Below are 18,019 nucleotides of genomic sequence, written 5' to 3'. Positions count from 1 at the left end.
CCGGAGACGGTGAAATCCCGTGCCACCGCCAATACCCTGCAGCGCTACAAACTCAAGAGCAAAGGCAAGGTGCTGGCCGAAGGCCGCGCGATCGGCCAGAAGATCGGCTCCGGCCCGGTGCGCAACATCGCCAGCATCAAGGAGATGGCCCGCGTGCAGCCCGGCGACGTGCTGGTCACCGACATGACCGACCCCGACTGGGAGCCGGTCATGAAGCGCGCCAGCGCCATCGTCACCAACCGCGGCGGACGCACCTGCCACGCCGCGATCATCGCCCGCGAGCTGGGCATTCCGGCCGTGGTCGGCTGCGGCGACGCCACCGATACGTTGAAGGACGGGCAACCCGTCACGGTGTCCTGCGCCGAGGGCGACACCGGTTACGTGTACGAAGGGCAGATCGAGTTCGCAGTGGACGAGATCGAGCTGTCCAACATGCCCGCGATCCCGGTCAGGATCATGATGAACGTGGGCAACCCGGAGCGCGCCTTCGACTTTGCCCACCTGCCGCACCGCGGCGTCGGTCTGGCGCGGCTGGAGTTCATCATCAACCGCATGATCGGCGTGCACCCCAAGGCGCTGCTGGAACTGGACCGGCAGCCGCCGGACCTGCAGAAAACCATCCGCAATCACATCGCCGCCTATGGCGACCCGGTCGAGTTCTACGTCAAGCGTCTGGCCGAGGGCATATCGACCATCGCCGCGGCCTTCGCGCCCGAGCCGGTCATCGTGCGCCTGTCGGACTTCAAGTCCAACGAATACGCCAACCTCATCGGCGGCAAGCCCTACGAGCCACACGAGGAGAACCCGATGCTCGGCTTCCGCGGCGCCTCGCGCTACCTGGCCGAGTCCTTCCGCCCTTGCTTCGAGCTGGAATGCCGCGCGCTGCGCTACGTGCGCGAGGACATGGGCCTGAAGAACGTGCAGGTCATGATCCCCTTCGTGCGCACGGTCGGCGAGGCCGAGGCCGTGACGCAGGCACTGGCCCGCAACGGCCTGCAGCGCGGCCAGCAGGGCCTCAAGCTCATCATGATGTGCGAGCTGCCCTCGAACGCCGTGCTGGCGGAGCAGTTCCTGCAGCACTTCGACGGCTTCTCGATCGGCTCCAACGACATGACCCAGCTGACCCTGGGCCTGGACCGCGACTCCGGGCTGATCGCGCACCTGTTCGACGAGCGCGACGCCGCCGTGCGCGCGATGCTGTCCATGGCCATCCAGGCCTGCCGCAAGCAGGGCAAGTACATCGGCATCTGCGGCCAGGGCCCCTCCGACCACCCCGACCTCGCGCGCTGGCTGCTGGATCAGGGCATAGAGAGCCTGTCGCTCAACCCGGATACCGTGGTCGAGACCTGGATGTACCTGGCCGGGCAGAAAACCTGAAGAGAATGGAGAGGAACAACAGGATTATCAGGATTTACAGGACGAGAGCCCTTGCTTCGCAAGAAGCTTTTCGCCTGTCGATCCTGTGAGTCCTGCCCACCCTGCCATTTTACTGGGCGATGTTCGGCAGCGCGCCCAGCAGGGGAATCTTGACCGTGCCGCTCACCGTGACCAGCGGCGTCAGCAGGTCGCGCGAGGTGGTGAAGGCAAAGCCGTCCTGCAAGCCATAGACCAGCAGCACGATCTGGTCGCCTGCAGCGATGCGCTCGGCCACGCCGGCCAGCTCGATGTCGAACTCGCCGATGCCGCGCACCGGGATCACCTGCTCGTCGATCAGCTCTGGCACCAGCGGGATCAGCGTGCCGGTCTTGATCACGCCCAGGCCCAGAAAGATCGTCGAATCACAGGTGCCGAGCCGCAGGATCGGATCCGTCTCGCCCTGGCACAGCGCGTCCAGCTCCGCGTCGCCACGGCTCACCGTGATGCGTGCCGTCGGGATGCCGGCGATGACCTCGCCGCCCTCGCCAGCCGTGACCAGCGGCACGATGACGGGCACCGGATTGCCGATCGTCACCGGCACCGGCAGACCGCCCGGCAGCGCGACGGGGAATTCCGTACCGCCCACGGTCACACGCGGCACGCTGACGGCGTCGCCCTCGGTCAGACTGAAGCAGACATTGTGTCCGGTCGTGACCACGTTATCGGTATTGCCGATGCCCTTGAGCTTCTCGTTGAAAAAGGCCAGGGCCGCGTCGCTCGCGTTGATCGGGCCGCAGTTTCGCGACAGCGGTAGCGCCTGGGCATTGACACTCTCGGCCAGCAGGCCGAGGTTCGGGCTCAGGAAGTGGTGGCCGAAGGGATAGGTCAGCAGGCGCACGTCGCCACCGGCCCGCTGCAGGCACTGGAAGTTGCGGTAAGCCTCATTGAAGTTGAACAGGTCGTCGCGCGTGCCCTGGAAGATCAGCGCATCCACGGGATACAGGGGCCGGCGCGGCGTCTTGACCACGTACTGGCCGTCGGCGGTGATCGGCAGCAGGCCGGTGATCGGGTCGAGCAGGTACTCGCTGGTGTCGCCGTCGTCGTCCACGTGCACGCCGAGCGGGTTGTCGCAGAAATAGGACAGCGAGTGGTAGGCGAAGAACGGCAGCGCGGCGCCCGGGAACTCGTTGGTCACGGCGCCGTTGAGCAGCGTCGAGCGGATGAACGGGTCCTGGCTCGCGCCGGTGTTGGCGTCGCCGACACCGGCCAGCACCAGTGCCCAGTAGGATTTCACCACGCCGTTCGGGTTGAGGCTGTAGGTCAGGTTGTTGGGCGCGATCTCCGGCACCATCGCATCCAGGCGCCGGTCCGGATCCTTGCCGTACAGCAGGTACTGGAACATGCCGCCATAGCTGCCCCCGGTCGAACCCAGCAGCAGGTTGCCGCCGCGGTAGGCCAGGTAGTCCAGGTGCTGCTCCGCCCAGTCCACGATCGCAACCAGATCCTCGCCCTCGAAATCCGGGTCCATCACGCGGATGGTGCCGCCGGACTCGCCATGGCCGCGCTGGTCGATGCTGATCACGGCATAGCCCGCGGCGGTCAGCTGGGCCAACGATGCGCCGATGCCGAGCGGCGAGGTGGAACCGCTCTTGTCGGTCTGACGGCTGCCGCTGTAGCCATGCCCTTCCAGCACCAGGGGATGCTTGCCGGCACAATCGATGCGGTCCGGTTCGAACAGCTGGAAGACGATGGCCGCGCCATCCACACGCGAGGGGATCTGCACGCGGTACACCCGGCCACCGCCCAGATTTTCCCGCCGGCGGCAGGAGGCCACCGGCTCATTCGCGCCGTATTCCAGCGCACCGCGGCTGAAGGCGCCACTGCCGGCGCCTAGGCCAGGCGCAAGCCGCCCACCTGCGGAATCCCCGCCGCCACCGCAGGCCGCGAGCAGGAGGACCAGGGCCGGCACGGCCGGTAATTTGAGGATTTGCATGGGATGACCCGCTGTGAATGAAGCCCACCGAGGGCAAGATCAAGCATAAACCAGGGTGGCATACCGGTAACCCGTATTTTCTCAGGAAGGCAAGATGAAGTGGACTATGGTTCCCTTGTCCGGCTCGGACTCCAGCCAGATGCGCCCGCCGTGACGCTCGACGATACGCTTGCAAATCGCCAGGCCCAGGCCGGTGCCGGCGTATTCCTCCGCCGTGTGCAGACGCACGAACAGGCTGAATAGCCGGTCCTGCTTGTCCTTGGGGATACCGATGCCGTTGTCCGCCACCTGGAAGTGCCAGCCCCTGTCGGCCTGGGCGGCGCTGATGCGGATCACCGGCGACCGCCCCGGCGGCCGGAATTTGATGGCATTGCCGATCAGGTTCTGGAACAGCTGGAACAGCTGACCCTCGTCCGCCGGCACCACCGGCAACGGCCCGCACGCCAGCTGCGCCTGCGCGTCCTGGATGTCCATGCGCAGCGCGGCGCGTACCTGTTCCACCAGCGCCGTCAGGTCCACCGGCTGGCGCCGCAGCTCGCCGCTGCCGATCCGCGACAGCGCCAGAATGTCGGCGATCATGCGCCGCATCTGCGCCGCGCCATCGGTGATGTACTGCAGGAACTCACGGCCCTCGGCGTCGAACTGCTCGCGGTAGCGCTGCGCCAGGAGCTCGGTGAAGCCGGTGATGCCGCGCAGCGGCGCCTGCAGGTCGTGCGACACCACATAGGCGAAGCGTTCGAGCTCGCGGTTTTTCTCGGCGAGCTGCTCGGCACGCCGGTCGGCCTCTAACTGCAGGCGCGCCCGCTCGCCGATCTCCTTTTGCAGTTCAGCGTTGAGGCGGTTCAACTCGGCCGTGCGCTCCGTCACCTCGGCCTCGATGCGCGCCGCATGGCCCACCGCCAGCAGCAGGAAAACACCCAGCAGTGCAGTGAACAGCAGACCACCCGCCAGGATCGCCCACACCTGCCATGAGCGATGGGCAATGAGATATTCCGCCGGAACATGAAAATCCAGGCGCCAGTCACGCCCCACGAACTCGAAGGACATCGAGCGGAAGAGTCCATCCACACCCACCGCGCTGTCCTTTGCCGCGTTCACGCTGTAGATGGGCGTGCCGTCCGATCCACTGTCCACATCGTACACCCGCACCTGCAGACCGGTTCCAGCAATCGAAGCGGCCGAAGACTGCAGCATTTCCTCCAGCACCAACGCGGCGTAGGCCACACCTATCAGCCGGGCACGCCGCGCTTCCGGCGACCGCGGCTCATCTCTGCCGTAGTAAACGGGGTGGTAAATGATGACAGCGGGCTTATCGGGCTGCTGCACCAGGCGTATCGGTGCCGTCGCGACCGGCTGGCCGCTATCACGGGCGCGCAGGATCGCCGCACGCCGTACCGGTTCCGAAGCCAAGTCGTAACCGACTGCGCGCGCATTGGATGCCTCCGGCACGATGAACTGCACAACCAGGTATTCGTCACGCCATGCAGCCGGCCGCAACCGTCCCTGGGCATCCATTTCGCTGATACTGAAAGTGGCACGGCCGCCGATGCGCTGCGATTCCTCGAACGCCTGCCGCTCGGCCTGGCGGACCCGTACGGCCCAGCCCAAGCCCTTGAGCCCGTCGGCGCGCCAGATGACGCGCTCCGTGAAACTGCGGTACTCCTCCCGGGTGACCTCGGTGGAACTGACGAACAGGCCTTCCACGGCCTGCAGCAGCGTCTGGTAGGTTTCGACGTTCTGCCGCAACTCCGCCCGGTACTGCTCGGTCCAGCCTTCGAACTGCGTCTGGATGCGCGCTTCCTCGCGCTGGCTGATGAACACGAACAACGTGACGACGCCGGCGAACATCAGCGCCATCGGCAGTGTCACCGCCAGCTGTTGGCGGCGCCAGTGCCGTCCCGGCTGCAGGGCCCAGACCAGCACCAGCGGCGTGAAGATCAGTACGCCGATGGAATCGCCCACCCACCAGGTCCACCAATTGAAGAGGTAGTTGTCGCCCGGAATCAGGTCGGCCAGCCACAGCGTGCTCACCGCCAGCGTGGCGTTGAGCAGGCAGGCCAGCGGACCGCCCACCAGCAGCAGCCGGATCGCGCCGAATTCCTGGGTGAGAATGTTGCGGTAGCCGATGTAGCGGCGGATCAGCCAGCCGGCCAGCACTGCCTGTACGGCCGCACCCGCGCCGATCGTGTCCGCCACCAGTACGGAGCGCAGCATCGCCGTCGCGTTGCTGGTATCGAAGGCAGTACCGACATTCAGCAGGAAAGAACCCAGCAGGATGCCGGGCCAGACGCGGTATCCGCCCAGCAGCACCGCGGCCAGCGCGATGCCGGCCGGCGGCCACACCGCGGTGGCATAACCGGGCGGGATCGCCAACAGGAGGCTGAGACGGCCGGCGACGTAATAGCCAGCCGCGGTCAGCAGGATCGGCCACAGCGCCCGCATGGCTCAGAGCTTCACGGTCTCGCGCAGCAGATGCTCGGTATGGCGCGCATCGCCGGGCCGCGCCAGCAGGAAGCCCTGCATATAGCGGCAGCCCAGCTTGCGCAGCAGCTGCAGCTGGGCGCGGCTCTCGACCTCGGGCACGATGACCTCGATGCCGAAGCTCGCCGCCGTGTCGAGAATGCGCGCGATGCGCGGCAGCGTCTCCTCGCGCAGCGGGCCGTCGAGGCGGTTGACCAGCTCGCCGTCCACGCGCACCGCACTGGCATGCATGTCCGACATCAGGCTCAGCGCCGGGCCATCGCCGACGAACTCGTCGAGCATGACGCGAAAGCCGATGCCGCGCAGCTCCACGACGCGCTGCACCAGCACCTGCCCGCCGCGCTGCAGCGTGTCGGTGTCGCCCGGCAGGTTGATCTGGAACTTCTCCGCCGGCACACCCTGCTCGAGCAGGATGCGACCGAGGTCGTTCACTGCCTGGGCGTCGCGCAGGTCGCGGAAGCTCATCTGGTAGGCGAGGCAGCCGCAGTGCAGGCCCTGCCGCCGCCAGGCGATCCAGTCGCGGCAGGCCTGCGGCAACAGCTGGCGCATGATCTTGGGGCTCAGGCCGCCCTCGGATGCCGCCTGCCGGAACTGGCGCAGGTGGCGGACTTCACCGCCCTGCACGTGCCAGCGCGGCAGCGCCTCGACGCCCGCCACCACCTGCTGCTGCAGGTCCAGCCACGGCTGCCAGTGCAGGAAAAAGCGGTCCAGCCGCAGGCCCTCCTCCATTTCCGCCAGCAGGCGGCTCTTCTGGTCGCGCTCGCCCTGCATTTCCACGCTGTAAAAGCGGTAGCAGCCGCGGCCGCCCTGCTTGGCGGCGTACATCGCAAGATCCGCATGGTGCAACAACTGCTCGAGGTCGTCGGCCTGATCCGGGAGGATGGCGATGCCGATACTGGCCCCGATGCGCACCGGATGCCCGGCCACCGTGCCAATGGCGTGGATGCGGTCGATGATGCGCTGGGCGATCTGCTGCGCCTCCAGCCGGCCGGACTGCGAGGGCGCCATCAGCACCGCGAATTCGTCGCCCCCCAGGCGCGCGGCCGTGTCGCTGGCGCGGATCGCCTGCCGCACCTCCTCGGCCACGGTCTTGAGCAGCAGGTCGCCGACGGCGTGGCCATAGGTGTCGTTGACCGGCTTGAAGCCGTCGAGGTCGATGTAGCAGACCGCGATCTGCGCGCCCTGGCGGCGCGCCTGCTCCACCATCTGGCCGGCGCGGTCGGCGAACAGCTGCCGGTTGGGCAGGCCGGTGAGCATGTCGTGCGTGGCCTGGAAGTATTCCTGCTCGCGCAGCTTGTTGAGCTCGTCGAGCATGTGGTGGCGCTCGATGGCATGGCGCAGCAAGCGCACCAGCAGCTCGCCCGCGGGCATACCCTTGACCGTGTATTCCTGGGCGCCGAGCTTGAGCGCCGCAATCGCGGTCTGCTCGTCGTCCAGGCCGGTCATCACCACGATGGCAGTGCCTGGCGAGGACTCGCGCAGCACGGAAACGCCCTGCACCCCGCGTCCGTCCGGCAGGCCCAGGTCCAGCAGCACGCAGTCGTACCGGTCCTGCTGCAGCGCGGCGCAGGCGTCGGCCAGGCTGGTGACATGCTTGAGGTTGATGCGCTTGCTCCAGGAGCTGCCGCGCAGGTTCTCCTGGATCAGACGCGCGTCGGCAGGCGAGTCCTCGACCAGCAGCACACGCATGGATTCGAGCGGGAGAAAGTCTTCCATGCGCGCCGGTTGCGGCGCCGAAGGATCGGACTGCGGGGGCTGGTCGTGCGACACCGCGCCGGGTTCCTAGTTGTGCCGCGGCAACTGTACCCGGCCGAACCAGTATCGGCGTATGTCTTCCACCACCTGCTCGAACTCGCCCAGGTCCACCGGCTTGGCGATGTAGGAATTGGCGTGCAGCCCGTAGCAGGCGGAGATGTCGCTCTCGGCACGCGAGGTGGTGAGCACGATGATCGGGATGCTGCGCAGCTCGGGGTCGGCCTTGACCTCCGCCAGCACCTCGCGCCCGTCCTTGAGCGGCAGGTTCAGATCGAGCAGCACCATGTCGGGCAGCGGCAGGTCGTGGTACTTGTCCTTGCGCCGCAGCATCTGCATGGCCTGCTCGCCGTCGCGTGCGACATGCAGATTACAGGGGGTCTTGCTCTTGCGCAGGATTTCCTGCGTCAGCCGGACGTCGGCGGCGTTGTCCTCGACCAGCAGTATCTCCATGTTGCGCATCCTGACCCCGACGGCTGGCAGCCGCAAAATCCCTTGGATAATCGCGACTCTAACATGGACTATATACCTGAAGTATCAACGATTCTTACTAGCTCTGCACAAGCCCCGCCGGTCTTCACCAGGGGCGTGGCCGGCGCCCCTCGAAAAAGCCGCCGCTGGGGCCGCCATCCGGCAGGGTCGCCAGCCACAGGATCGTGTCGGCGCCCTGGGCCGGGTCTAAGGGGGCCTGCGCGCCGCCCATGCGGGTTCTGACCCAGCCCGGGGTGGCGGCGTTGACCAGGATATTGCTGCCCTGCAGCTCGTCCGCCAGCATGCGGGTCATGCCGTTGAGCACCAGCTTGGACAGGCGATAGGCCGGCCAGCCGCGCTGCATGCCGTCCAGCGCCGCCATGTGGGTGCTGACGTTGACGATACGGCCGTAACCGTGCAGCCGCATCAGCGGGATCAGCGTGCGGCACAGGGCCAGCGGGCCGTAGACATGTGTTTCCAGGCCCTGCTCCAGCGCAGCGCGCGGCATGGCGAGAATGGAGTCGTCGGCCGCGCCATAGGGATGCGTGTCCGGCACCACACCGGCATTGTTGACCAGCACGTCGAGCCGCCCGAACTTGCGCTGCACCCAATCGGCGATGAAGGAGACCTCGAGACCCTTGGGCGGCTCCAGCATGCGCCGGTCGGTCACATCCAACTCGATCGTCGTGACCTTGAGGCCCTCGCCTTGCAGCGCGGCCTGTGCCCGACGCAGCTGCGCCTCGTCGCGGCCGGTGAGGATGACTTTCAGACCCGCCTTGGCCAACCCGCGGCAGACCTCCAGACCGATGCCGCGGTTGCCACCGGTGACCAATGCTACACGCTGCGCCTCAGTCACGGATTCTCCCGGAACAAGACTCGAACACCTGAAATAGACAGGATAGACAGGATTTTCAGGATAAACGGGAAAGACTATTCACTCTTGTCAAAGAGGGTGTCTTCGTCCTGTAAATCCTGCCCATCTTGTTATCCTGTCGCGTCTTTGCCATTTACTCCGGTGGCAGCCAGCCGAAGCGTTCGACGCTCTGGAAGATGTCGGTCTCGGTGACGATGCCGATGATCTTGCCGTTCTGCTCCACCAACAGACGGCTGATGTTCTTGCGGCCGATCAGCTGCGCGGCCTCGTTGAGGCTGGTCTCCGGCGGCACGGTGATCAGCGGGCGGCTGGCGATCTGGCCGACCTTGGTCTGGGCGGTGGACTTGTTGTCACGCACGATCTTGGTGACGATGTCGCGTCGGGTCATGATGCCCCACTGACCCGTCTCGCCCGGCTCGACGACAATCGAGCTGATGTCCGCCTCGCGCATGCGGTGCATGGCCTCGTCCACGGAGGCGCTGTCGGCAATGGTCACCAGCGAGCGGGTCATGACCTCGCCGACCGTATGCGGCATGCGGCCTGAGGCCACCATCTCCTCCAACGGCTGCAGCAACCGACGGATCTCGCGCTGCTTGCGTTCCTTGGCGAGGCGCTCGGCCTGCTGTTTGCGCATCGCCTCCAGGTCCAGACCACCCTGGATCTGCTTGATCAGGGCATCGCCGAACTGGCTGGTGCCGACCTCGCTGGCGCCCTCGATCTGGCGCGCGAAGTCATAGGTCACGATCTTGGATTTGATCACCTCGGGATAGGCCAGCGTGATCAGGTCGGCGGCCTCCTGCCAGCCGATGTACTCGAGCATCATCACGCCGGAGAACAGCAGCGAGCCGGGGTTGACCTTGTTCTGGTTGGCGTACTTGGGCGCGGTGCCGTGGGTGGCCTCGAAGACCGCAACGTGGTCGGCGATGTTGGCACCCGGCGCGATGCCCACGCCCCCCACCTCGGCGGCGATGGCGTCGGACAGGTAATCGCCGTTGAGGTTGGGCGTGGCGATGACGTCGAACTCGTCCGGCCGCAAGAGCATCATCTGGAACATGATGTCCGCGATGCGGTCCTTGATGACGATCTTGCCCTCGGGCTGCTTGCCGCCGAACTCGCTGTACAGCTGGTCCTCGGTGATGGTGCACTCGCCGAACTCTTCGCGCGCCACCTCGTAGCCCCAGTTGCGGAAGGCGCCCTCGGTGAACTTCATGATGTTGCCCTTGTGCACCAGGGTCACCGATTCGCGGCCATGCTCGATGGCGTAGCGGATCGCCTTGCGCACCAGGCGCTTGCTGCCGAACTCGGAGATCGGCTTGATGCCGAGGCCAGCATCCTCGAAGAACTCGGCCTTCAGCTCCTCGCGCAGGAATTTCGCGAGCTTCTTGTTCTCGGCGCTACCGGCCTTGAATTCGATGCCCGCATACACGTCCTCGGTGTTCTCGCGGAAGATGACCACATCCACCTTCTCGGGGTTCTTCAGCGGGCTCGGCACGCCGGCGAAGTGGCGCACCGGGCGCACACAGGCGTACAGGTCGAGATCCTGGCGCAGCGCGACGTTGAGCGAGCGGAAGCCGCCACCGACCGGCGTGGTCAACGGGCCCTTGATGCCGACGACGATGTCCTTGATGAGCTCGAGCGATTCTTCGGGGTAGTAGTTGCCGTCGTACAGCGTGGCGGCCTTCTCGCCGAGATAGAACTCGCACCAGTGAATCTTGCGCTTGCCGCCATAGGCCTTCTCCACCGCCGCATCCCACACGCGCAGACAGGCCCTGGTGATGTCGGGGCCGATGCCGTCGCCTTCGACATAGCCGAGGATGGGATTGTCAGGTACTGAAAGCTTGCCGTCCTTGATCGTGATCTTCTGCCCGCCTGCGGGCAGACGGATGTGCTTGTACCCCATGCGAATGGGCCTCCTGCGGGATCCTGTTGTACGGGTTGTTGCCGGCGGCCGGGCTCACGACGGGTCGGAATCCGGCCGGTGCGTGGACGGCGTTGGCATTGTAGCACCGCCGCAAGGCTGGACTTCGGCTTGCGCAACGGTGGTCGGCTTGGCGCAGCCATGACCCAGCAGGTCTGCACGCAGCGCCGGCTGACTGGTTTTCTCGTCCAGCCATATGGCGAAGAAATGGCGCCCGAACTCCGGGTCCTTGATTTCGCCGATCGGCTCACCGTTGTGGAAAAAACGCGTCTCCCGCCCTGGCAGGTAAACGCCGGCCAGCTGATCGCCCTTCTTCACATCGGGGAAGATGGCCGACAATTGCGCCAGCCACTCCGTCAGCCTGGCCTGATCGTCGTAGCCGAGATGCTTCCACTGGTCGCGGGTGCCATCGACGATGTCGGCTCCCTTCACGTCACGCGCGTAACGCAGTTCCAGCACGAAGGTCTGGTTCGGGGACCAGCGGTCGCCCGGCACCCACAGGCTGGCGTCGAACACGTCCCACAGCAGCTTGCGGAAGCGGCCGTAGCCCAGCAGCTGCAGATGGGTGACCCCGGCGGCCTGTACCACGGTCGGCGGCAGGGGCGGCGGTGGCTGGATCGTGCTGGCCTGTGCGCCTACCGCCGGCAGAACCAGGGCCGTGCACAGCAGCAGCGCGATGAGGGTTGGCTTGGCAGATCGCTTCATGCTCTCACTCCGTCGAAAAGGTTAAGCGAAATGATGGGACTTGCAAGAACCACGCCGGCCGGCTCGATTTGCGCGAGCTGTCTTAGCTCCCTAGACTTTTGTAGCCCGCACCGGCTGAACCCCGCATGAACCCCTACGATCTGGCCCATTTCGTCCGCCCCACCGAACTACCAACCCCCGGCGGGGAGCGGCGTGTGCTATTACACTCCTGTTGTGCACCCTGCGCCGGTGAGGTCATGGAGGCGATGGTGGCGGCCGGGCTCGAACTGACGGTATTCTTCTACAACCCGAACATCCATCCGCGGCGCGAATACGAGCTGCGCAAGCAGGAGAACATCCGCTTCGCCGAAAAGCTCGGCATTCCCTTCGTGGATGCGGACTACGACACCGACAACTGGCTCGCGCGCACCAAGGGCCTGGAATGGGAGCCGGAGCGCGGCTTGCGCTGCTCCATCTGCTTCGACATACGCTTCGAGCGCAGCGCGCTGTACGCACACGAACATGGTTTTCCCGTGTTTACCAGCTCGCTCGGCATTTCGCGCTGGAAGAACCTGGAGCAGATCAACGAGTGCGGCACACGTGCCGCCGGCCGCTATCCCGGCCTGGCCTATTGGACTTACAACTGGCGCAAGCAGGGCGGTGCCAACCGCATGCTCGAGATTTCCAAGCGCGAGCGGTTCTACCAGCAGGAATACTGCGGCTGCGTCTATTCGCTGCGCGACACCAACCGCGCCCGGCGCGCCGCGGGGCGCGAGCGCATCGAGATCGGCGTCAAGTTCTACGGTCGCGAACCAGCGAAAGCGCCCTGACCCCGGGTGCGCGGTGCGCACCACTCTGCCCTGGCGGGCTGTTCAAAAAACGCCACGCAGCAGCGTGGCAGGCGCGGCCTCGGCAGGGCCGAAGCCGGGGATCAACGGTAGGGTGCGTTTTTCAACAGCCCGCTAGGCCGCCGCCATCGCGGCATCAACCATCTTCTTCAGCTCGCCGGACTGATACAGCTCCAGCGTGATGTCGCAGCCGCCGACCAGCTCGCCGTTGATGAACAGCTGCGGGAAGGTCGGCCAGTTCGACACGCGCGGCAGCGTGGCACGTACCTCGGGGTCGGCCAGCACGTCCACGTGCGCGAAGCGCGCGCCGCAGGCGGTCAGCGCCTGGCTGGCGCGCATCGAAAACCCGCACTGCGGGAAATCGGGCGAGCCCTTCATGAACAGCACGATGGGGTGCTCGGCGATGGTCTTGCGGATGCGCTCTTCGGTCGTCATGGGGATTCCGGGCCGTTCGGCCATACAGGTGGAGCTTGCCCAACAGTATACCGCAGCGCGGCAGTCCCGTGACGCAACACTCTGTTTGCCCTAGGGAAACGCCTTGCCGCACGGCGCCGTGCCGGTTGAAGTGCAGCCCCCCCCTGCTTTATGCTTGCCGGCACGTTGCAGGGCCGCCGGCCGACGGCCGCCGGCGGCGATTCACAGGGGAGAACAACACGATGAATCCGCTCGAAACGATCACGGGAACGCTCATCGCCGGCCTGGTGCTGTCGGTGCTGCTGGTGTTCGCGGTCAAGGCTCTGGCCGGCGCCTGAGCCGACCGCCAACCTCAAGGAACAACAACCATGGAACTGAATATCCTCGTCCTCGACCGCTGGCTGCATGTCGCCGCCGGCATCACCTGGATCGGCCTGTTGTACTACTTCAACTTCGTGCAGGTCCCGGCCCTGGCCGAGGCCGCCGCCGACAAGGGCGGCCCGGGCGGTGCCGGCATCACCAAGTACGTCGCGCCTCGTGCCCTGCTGTGGTTCCGCTGGGCGGCGCTGGTCACCTGGCTGTCGGGTGCGCTTTATCTGGGCAAGGGCTTCCACCATGCCTTCGCGCTGGGCCTGACGTTGCCGGCGGACGATCCCTCACGCCTGTACTTCGCCACCATCGGCGTGGGTGCCTGGCTGGGCACCATCATGCTGATCAACGTCTGGGGTGTGATCTGGCGCAACCAGAAGAAGGTGCTCGGCATCGTACCTGCCACCGACGAAGAGAAGGCGCGTGCGCGACGCGTGGCCTTCCTGGCGTCGCGCACCAACACCATGCTGTCGATCCCGATGCTGCTGTTCATGGTGGCAGCGACGCACAAGCTGCCGTTCTGACCGCCGGAATCCGGTTATATTTCGCTCAGGAGCCCGGCCACCGGCCGGGCTTCTTGCTTTGGAGCCCGGTACAACTAGGAAAGCGCGAACGTGACCGAGTATCTGATGAACACCTACCAGCGCCTGCCGCTCACCTTTGCCTGCGGTGAGGGTGCCTGGTTGTGGGACCTGCAGGGCAATAAGTATCTGGATGCGTTGTCCGGCGTGGCCGTCACCAACATTGGCCATGCGCACCCCCGTCTGACGACGGCCATCGCCAAGCAGTCCAAGTTGCTGCTGCACTGCTCGAACATTTACCGGGTCGCCGCACAGGAAGAGCTGGCCCAGAGGCTGTGCGAGCTGTCCGGCATGCAGCGCGTGTTTTTCTGCAACTCCGGGGCCGAGGCCAACGAGGCCGCCATCAAGCTGGCGCGGCTGCATGCCCACAACCGCGGCATTCAGGAGCCCATCATCGTGGTCATGGAATCGGCCTTCCACGGCCGCACCCTGGCGACCCTCGCCGCCACCGGCAACACCAAGGCCCAGGCCGGCTTCGGTCCGCTGCCGAGCGGTTTCCTGCGCATTCCCTACGGCGACATCGGCATGCTGCGCGCGCTGCGGCGCAAGCGGAACATCGCCGCCGTGATGCTGGAGCCGATACAGGGCGAAGGCGGCGTACGCATCCCGTCGCCGGGCTACCTGCAGCAGGTGCGCGACATCTGCACGCGCAAGAACTGGCTCATGATCCTGGACGAGATCCAGAGCGGCATGGGCCGGACCGGACGCTGGTTCGCGCACCAGCACGAGGGCATCAACCCCGATGTTATGACGCTGGCCAAGGGCCTGGGCGGCGGCGTGCCGATCGGCGCATGCCTGGCGCGCGGTGCCGCCGCCGAGCTGTTCGGCCCCGGCAGCCACGGCTCCACCTTCGGCGGCAATCCGCTGGCCTGCCGCGCCGCCCAGGCGGTGGTCGAAACCATTGCCGGCGACGAACTGTGTGCACGCGCGGCGGCGCTGGGCGAGCGCATCCAGACCGCTCTGCGCGAGGGCCTTGGTGGCGTCGCCGGCGTGGTCGAGATCCGCGGCAAGGGTCTGATGATCGGCATCGAGCTTGACCGCCCCTGCGGCGATCTGGTGAAGCAGGCACTGGAGCGTTTCCTGCTCATCAATGTCACCGCCGAGCGCGTGGTGCGGCTGCTGCCGCCGCTGATCCTCAAGGATGGCGAGGCCGACCAGATCGCCGCCACCGTGACCGAGCTGGTGAAGCAGTTCCTGGCCACGCCGGCCGAGACCGCCCCCTGACCGCCATGGCCAAGCGCGACTTCCTCACGCTCATGGACTGCACGCCGCAGGAGCTGCGGCGGCTGATCGAGCGCGCGATCGAACTCAAGCGCATGCTCCGCCACCGCGACGTCTACGAGCCGCTCAAGAATCGCACGCTGGCCATGCTGTTCGAGAAGAGCTCCACGCGCACGCGCGTGTCCTTCGAGGTGGCGATGGCGCAGTTCGGCGGTCATGCGCTGTTCCTGTCCCCGCGCGACACCCAGCTCGGCCGCGGCGAACCGGTGGCCGACACCGCGCGGGTGCTCGGTCGCATGGCCGATGCGGTGATGATCCGCAACCACTCGCAGGCGGTGCAGCAGGAGTTCGCCGCGCATTCGCCGGCGCCGGTGATCAACGGCCTGTCCAACCTGCACCACCCCTGCCAGCTGCTCGCCGACATGCAGACCTGGCTCGAGCACCGCGGCGAGATTCGCGGGCGCACCGCGGCCTGGATCGGGGACGGCAACAACATGTGCCATTCCTGGATTGAGGGCGCGCGCCAGTTCGGCTACCGGCTGCGCATCGCCGCGCCGCGCGGCTATGCGCCCAACGCCGACATCCTGGCCGCGGCCGGCGACACGGCCGTGGTGGTGGATTCACCCGAGGATGCGGTACGCGACGCCGATCTGGTCGTGACCGACGTCTGGGCCAGCATGGGCCAGGAAAGCGAACAGACCGCGCGCGCGGAGGCCTTCCGCCGCTACCAGGTGAACGAGGCCCTGATGGCGCTGGCCCGGCCCGACGCGCTGTTCATGCACTGCCTGCCGGCGCACCGCGGCGAAGAGGTCACGGCTGCGGTGATCGACGGACCGCACAGTGTGGTCTGGGACGAGGCCGAGAACCGCCTGCACGCCCAGAAGGCATTACTTGAGTTTTTGCTGACCTGACTGAATGAACGGCACGCTGCCCGACAACATCCCGGAAACCGTGGCGCGCGCGCTGGCGGAGGACATCGGCAGCGGCGATCTCACGGCGCGGCTGATCCCGGAGGGCAAGGCCGCGCGCGCGCAGGTGATCTCGCGCGAGACCGCAGTGCTCTGCGGCCAGGCCTGGTTCGATGAAGTCTTCCGCCAGTGCGACGGCAGCATCCGGGTACACTGGCAGGCGCGCGACGGTGACCTGATCGGCGCCAACCAACCGCTCTGCACGATCGACGGCCCGGCGCGGCCCATGCTCACGGCCGAACGCACGGCACTCAACTTCCTGCAGACGCTGTCCGGCACGGCCACCCTGGTGCGGCGTTACGTGGACAAGGTGCGCGGCACGCGCGCGAAAATCCTCGATACGCGCAAGACCATCCCGGGGCTGCGCGCGGCGCAGAAGTATGCCGTGCGCTGCGGCGGCGGCGAGAACCACCGCCACGGTTTGTATGACGGCATCCTCATCAAGGAGAACCACATCATCGCCGCCGGCTCGATCGCCGCCGCCGTCGCGGCAGCCTTTCGCCTGAATGCCGGCGTGCCGGTGCAGGTCGAGGCGGAGACGCTGGCGGAGGTGGAGGAAGCCCTGCAGGCCGGCGCCGACATGGTGCTGCTCGACAATTTCCCCATCCACCAGCTCAGCACGGCCGTACGCATGCGCCAGCGCTTCCGCCTGCCCGACGGCAGCTACCCGCTGTTCGAGGCCTCCGGCAACGTCGATCTGAGCAACGTGCGGCTGGTCGCGGATGCTGGGGTGGACCGCATCTCCATCGGCAGCCTGACCAAGCACATCAACGCCATCGACCTGTCGATGCGTTTCGAGCTATGAAGAGTTGGACAGGACAACAAGATCGACAGGATTCACAGGACGGAAAGAATCCTGTTTCTCGAGAATAAATCCAGTTCATCCTGTTAATCCTGTCTACCCTGTCCCGTTCTTTATCTTTCTGAATCTTTCGAAGCCTGCGGCCAGATCGTCGATCAGGTCCTGGGGATCTTCCAGCCCCGCATGCAACCGCAGCAGCGGCCCGGCGTGCGGCCAGTTCGTGGCGGTGCGTTGCATACGAATCGATTCGGCGGGGACCGGCAGCGCCAGGCTCTCATAGCCGCCCCAGCTGTAGCCCATGCCGAACAGCTGCAGGCCTTCCAGCATGGCCGCCAGCGCGGCGCGCGAGCAGGGCTCGAGTACCACCCCGAACAGTCCGCTGGCGCCGCTGAAGTCGCGCCGCCACAGCGCGTGGTCGGGGTGTTCCGGCAGCGCCGGATAGAGCAGTCGCTCGACCTCGGGCTGTCGACGCAGCCATTCGCATAGCGCGAGCGCGGCCTGCTGGTGCCGCCGCAGTCGGGGGCCGAGCGTACGCAGGCCACGCAAGCCCAGGTACACATCGTCCGGCCCGGCGCAGTTGCCCACCGCCACCGCCGTGCGCTTGACAGCGTCGTAGCAGGCCTCCGTGCAGGTGATCACGCCCAGCATGGCATCTGCATGGCCGACGAGATACTTGGTCGCGGCATGCACGCACACGTCCACGCCCTGCGCCAGCGCCGGGAAGAACAGCGGGGTGGCCCAGGTGTTGTCCATCAATACCACGGCGCCGTGACGGTGTGCGGCCTGCGCGATGGCCGGGACGTCCTGCAGTTCGAAGGTCAGCGAGCCCGGCGACTCGACGTAAACCACGCGGGTGTTGGGACGCATCAAGCCGTCAATGCCGGAGCCAATGCGTGGATCGTAATAGGTGGTTTGGATGCCCTGTTTGTCGAGCAGGCCGTCGCACAGCTTTCGGGTCGGGCCGTATACCGGATCCGTCACCAGCACATGATCGCCCTGCCCGAGAAAGGCGGTCAGCGCGATGTGGATGGCGGCCAGGCCCGAGCTGGTGGTCACGGCGCCATGGGCGCCATCCAGCTCGCACAGCGCCTGCTCGAAGGCGAAGTGCGTGGGCGTGCCGTAGCGCCCATAGCTGACGCCCTCGAAGGGTCTGACATGCGATTGTTCCAGCGCGTCGAGCGTGGGGAACAGCACGGTCGAGGCGTGGTAGACCGCGGGGTTGACGATGCCGTGCTGCTGGCGCGGGTTGCGGCCCGCGTGAGTGAGCTGCGTGTCCTTGCGGCGGGG

The 18,019-nt window shown here is 66.4% G+C and carries 15 protein-coding genes and 1 pseudogene; 6 read left to right on the top strand and 10 right to left on the bottom strand.

Features of this window, described 5'->3' with window-relative positions:
- The coding region (gene ppsA, locus VNJ47_03550; GenBank protein HXG27906.1) for a phosphoenolpyruvate synthase at positions 1 to 1,377 on the top strand (1,377 nt) is incomplete at its 5' end.
- Between the two features lie 109 nt (positions 1,378 to 1,486).
- Here the strand turns inward: ppsA and VNJ47_03545 are convergent.
- The 8 genes and pseudogenes from VNJ47_03545 to VNJ47_03510 form a co-directional block, all read right to left on the bottom strand.
- On the bottom strand, positions 1,487 to 3,349 hold the full coding sequence (locus VNJ47_03545; protein ID HXG27905.1) for a CocE/NonD family hydrolase: 1,863 nt from the start codon (positions 3,347 to 3,349) through the stop codon (positions 1,487 to 1,489).
- 81 nt (positions 3,350 to 3,430) lie between these two features.
- Positions 3,431 to 5,791: a CHASE domain-containing protein gene (locus tag VNJ47_03540; GenBank protein ID HXG27904.1), complete on the bottom strand. Its 2,361-nt coding sequence runs from the start codon at positions 5,789 to 5,791 to the stop codon at positions 3,431 to 3,433.
- Between the two features lie 3 nt (positions 5,792 to 5,794).
- Positions 5,795 to 7,546 (bottom strand): diguanylate cyclase, encoded by a 1,752-nt coding sequence (locus VNJ47_03535; protein ID HXG27903.1) that lies wholly within the window; start codon positions 7,544 to 7,546, stop codon positions 5,795 to 5,797.
- 66 nt (positions 7,547 to 7,612) lie between these two features.
- A complete protein-coding gene (locus tag VNJ47_03530) occupies positions 7,613 to 8,035 on the bottom strand; it encodes a response regulator (GenBank protein HXG27902.1) in 423 nt (140 codons plus the stop codon).
- A gap of 124 nt (positions 8,036 to 8,159) precedes the next feature.
- The gene (locus VNJ47_03525) at positions 8,160 to 8,909 is read right to left on the bottom strand and encodes an SDR family oxidoreductase (GenBank protein HXG27901.1); all 750 of its coding nucleotides are present in this window, start codon (positions 8,907 to 8,909) and stop codon (positions 8,160 to 8,162) included.
- Between the two features lie 151 nt (positions 8,910 to 9,060).
- A complete protein-coding gene (locus tag VNJ47_03520) occupies positions 9,061 to 9,438 on the bottom strand; it encodes a CBS domain-containing protein (protein HXG27900.1) in 378 nt (125 codons plus the stop codon).
- A gap of 147 nt (positions 9,439 to 9,585) precedes the next feature.
- Positions 9,586 to 10,827 (bottom strand): annotated as a pseudogene (gene icd / locus VNJ47_03515) (isocitrate dehydrogenase (NADP(+))).
- Between the two features lie 54 nt (positions 10,828 to 10,881).
- Positions 10,882 to 11,550 (bottom strand): chalcone isomerase family protein, encoded by a 669-nt coding sequence (locus VNJ47_03510; GenBank protein HXG27899.1) that lies wholly within the window; start codon positions 11,548 to 11,550, stop codon positions 10,882 to 10,884.
- Between the two features lie 125 nt (positions 11,551 to 11,675).
- On the opposite strand from VNJ47_03510, the gene VNJ47_03505 reads away from it, so the two are divergent.
- On the top strand, positions 11,676 to 12,359 hold the full coding sequence (locus VNJ47_03505) for an epoxyqueuosine reductase QueH (GenBank protein ID HXG27898.1): 684 nt from the start codon (positions 11,676 to 11,678) through the stop codon (positions 12,357 to 12,359).
- Between the two features lie 132 nt (positions 12,360 to 12,491).
- On the opposite strand, the gene grxD is transcribed toward VNJ47_03505, so the two are convergent.
- Complete coding sequence (gene grxD, locus VNJ47_03500; GenBank protein ID HXG27897.1) at positions 12,492 to 12,812, bottom strand: Grx4 family monothiol glutaredoxin; 321 nt, start codon at positions 12,810 to 12,812, stop codon at positions 12,492 to 12,494.
- Positions 12,813 to 13,159: 347 nt separating this feature from the next.
- Here grxD and VNJ47_03495 point away from each other — a divergent pair, with 347 nt between their 5' ends.
- From VNJ47_03495 to nadC, 4 genes are all read left to right on the top strand, one after another.
- Positions 13,160 to 13,684 (top strand): urate hydroxylase PuuD, encoded by a 525-nt coding sequence (locus VNJ47_03495; protein ID HXG27896.1) that lies wholly within the window; start codon positions 13,160 to 13,162, stop codon positions 13,682 to 13,684.
- Positions 13,685 to 13,774: 90 nt separating this feature from the next.
- A complete protein-coding gene (locus VNJ47_03490) occupies positions 13,775 to 14,965 on the top strand; it encodes an acetylornithine transaminase (GenBank protein HXG27895.1) in 1,191 nt (396 codons plus the stop codon).
- 5 nt (positions 14,966 to 14,970) lie between these two features.
- Complete coding sequence (argF, locus tag VNJ47_03485) at positions 14,971 to 15,873, top strand: ornithine carbamoyltransferase (protein ID HXG27894.1); 903 nt, start codon at positions 14,971 to 14,973, stop codon at positions 15,871 to 15,873.
- A gap of 4 nt (positions 15,874 to 15,877) precedes the next feature.
- Positions 15,878 to 16,735 carry a carboxylating nicotinate-nucleotide diphosphorylase gene (nadC, locus tag VNJ47_03480; GenBank protein HXG27893.1) on the top strand — a complete coding sequence of 286 codons (858 nt, stop codon included), beginning with the start codon at positions 15,878 to 15,880 and terminating at the stop codon, positions 16,733 to 16,735.
- A gap of 93 nt (positions 16,736 to 16,828) precedes the next feature.
- Here nadC and metC read toward each other — a convergent pair.
- The coding region (gene metC / locus VNJ47_03475; protein HXG27892.1) for a cystathionine beta-lyase at positions 16,829 to 18,019 on the bottom strand (1,191 nt) is incomplete at its 5' end.

The sequence above is a fragment of the Nevskiales bacterium genome, assembly GCA_035574475.1.
In the GTDB taxonomy this organism is placed as follows: Bacteria; Pseudomonadota; Gammaproteobacteria; order Nevskiales; family DATLYR01; genus DATLYR01.
Note: the sequence above shows the minus strand (reverse complement) of the source record. Positions and strands in the feature narration are given on the sequence as shown.

What these genes read in the sequence shown, in the direction of transcription:
- VNJ47_03545 (HXG27905.1), bottom strand. Translation starts at nt 3,349, where the DNA reads ATGCAAATCCTCAAATTACCGGCCGTGCCGGCCCTGGTCCTCCTGCTC.
- VNJ47_03540 (HXG27904.1), bottom strand. Translation starts at nt 5,791, where the DNA reads ATGCGGGCGCTGTGGCCGATCCTGCTGACCGCGGCTGGCTATTACGTC.
- VNJ47_03535 (HXG27903.1), bottom strand. Translation starts at nt 7,546, where the DNA reads ATGGAAGACTTTCTCCCGCTCGAATCCATGCGTGTGCTGCTGGTCGAG.
- VNJ47_03530 (HXG27902.1), bottom strand. Translation starts at nt 8,035, where the DNA reads ATGGAGATACTGCTGGTCGAGGACAACGCCGCCGACGTCCGGCTGACG.
- VNJ47_03520 (HXG27900.1), bottom strand. Translation starts at nt 9,438, where the DNA reads ATGACCCGCTCGCTGGTGACCATTGCCGACAGCGCCTCCGTGGACGAG.
- VNJ47_03510 (HXG27899.1), bottom strand. Translation starts at nt 11,550, where the DNA reads ATGAAGCGATCTGCCAAGCCAACCCTCATCGCGCTGCTGCTGTGCACG.
- VNJ47_03505 (HXG27898.1), top strand. Translation starts at nt 11,676, where the DNA reads ATGAACCCCTACGATCTGGCCCATTTCGTCCGCCCCACCGAACTACCA.
- grxD (HXG27897.1), bottom strand. Translation starts at nt 12,812, where the DNA reads ATGACGACCGAAGAGCGCATCCGCAAGACCATCGCCGAGCACCCCATC.
- VNJ47_03495 (HXG27896.1), top strand. Translation starts at nt 13,160, where the DNA reads ATGGAACTGAATATCCTCGTCCTCGACCGCTGGCTGCATGTCGCCGCC.
- argF (HXG27894.1), top strand. Translation starts at nt 14,971, where the DNA reads ATGGCCAAGCGCGACTTCCTCACGCTCATGGACTGCACGCCGCAGGAG.
- nadC (HXG27893.1), top strand. Translation starts at nt 15,878, where the DNA reads ATGAACGGCACGCTGCCCGACAACATCCCGGAAACCGTGGCGCGCGCG.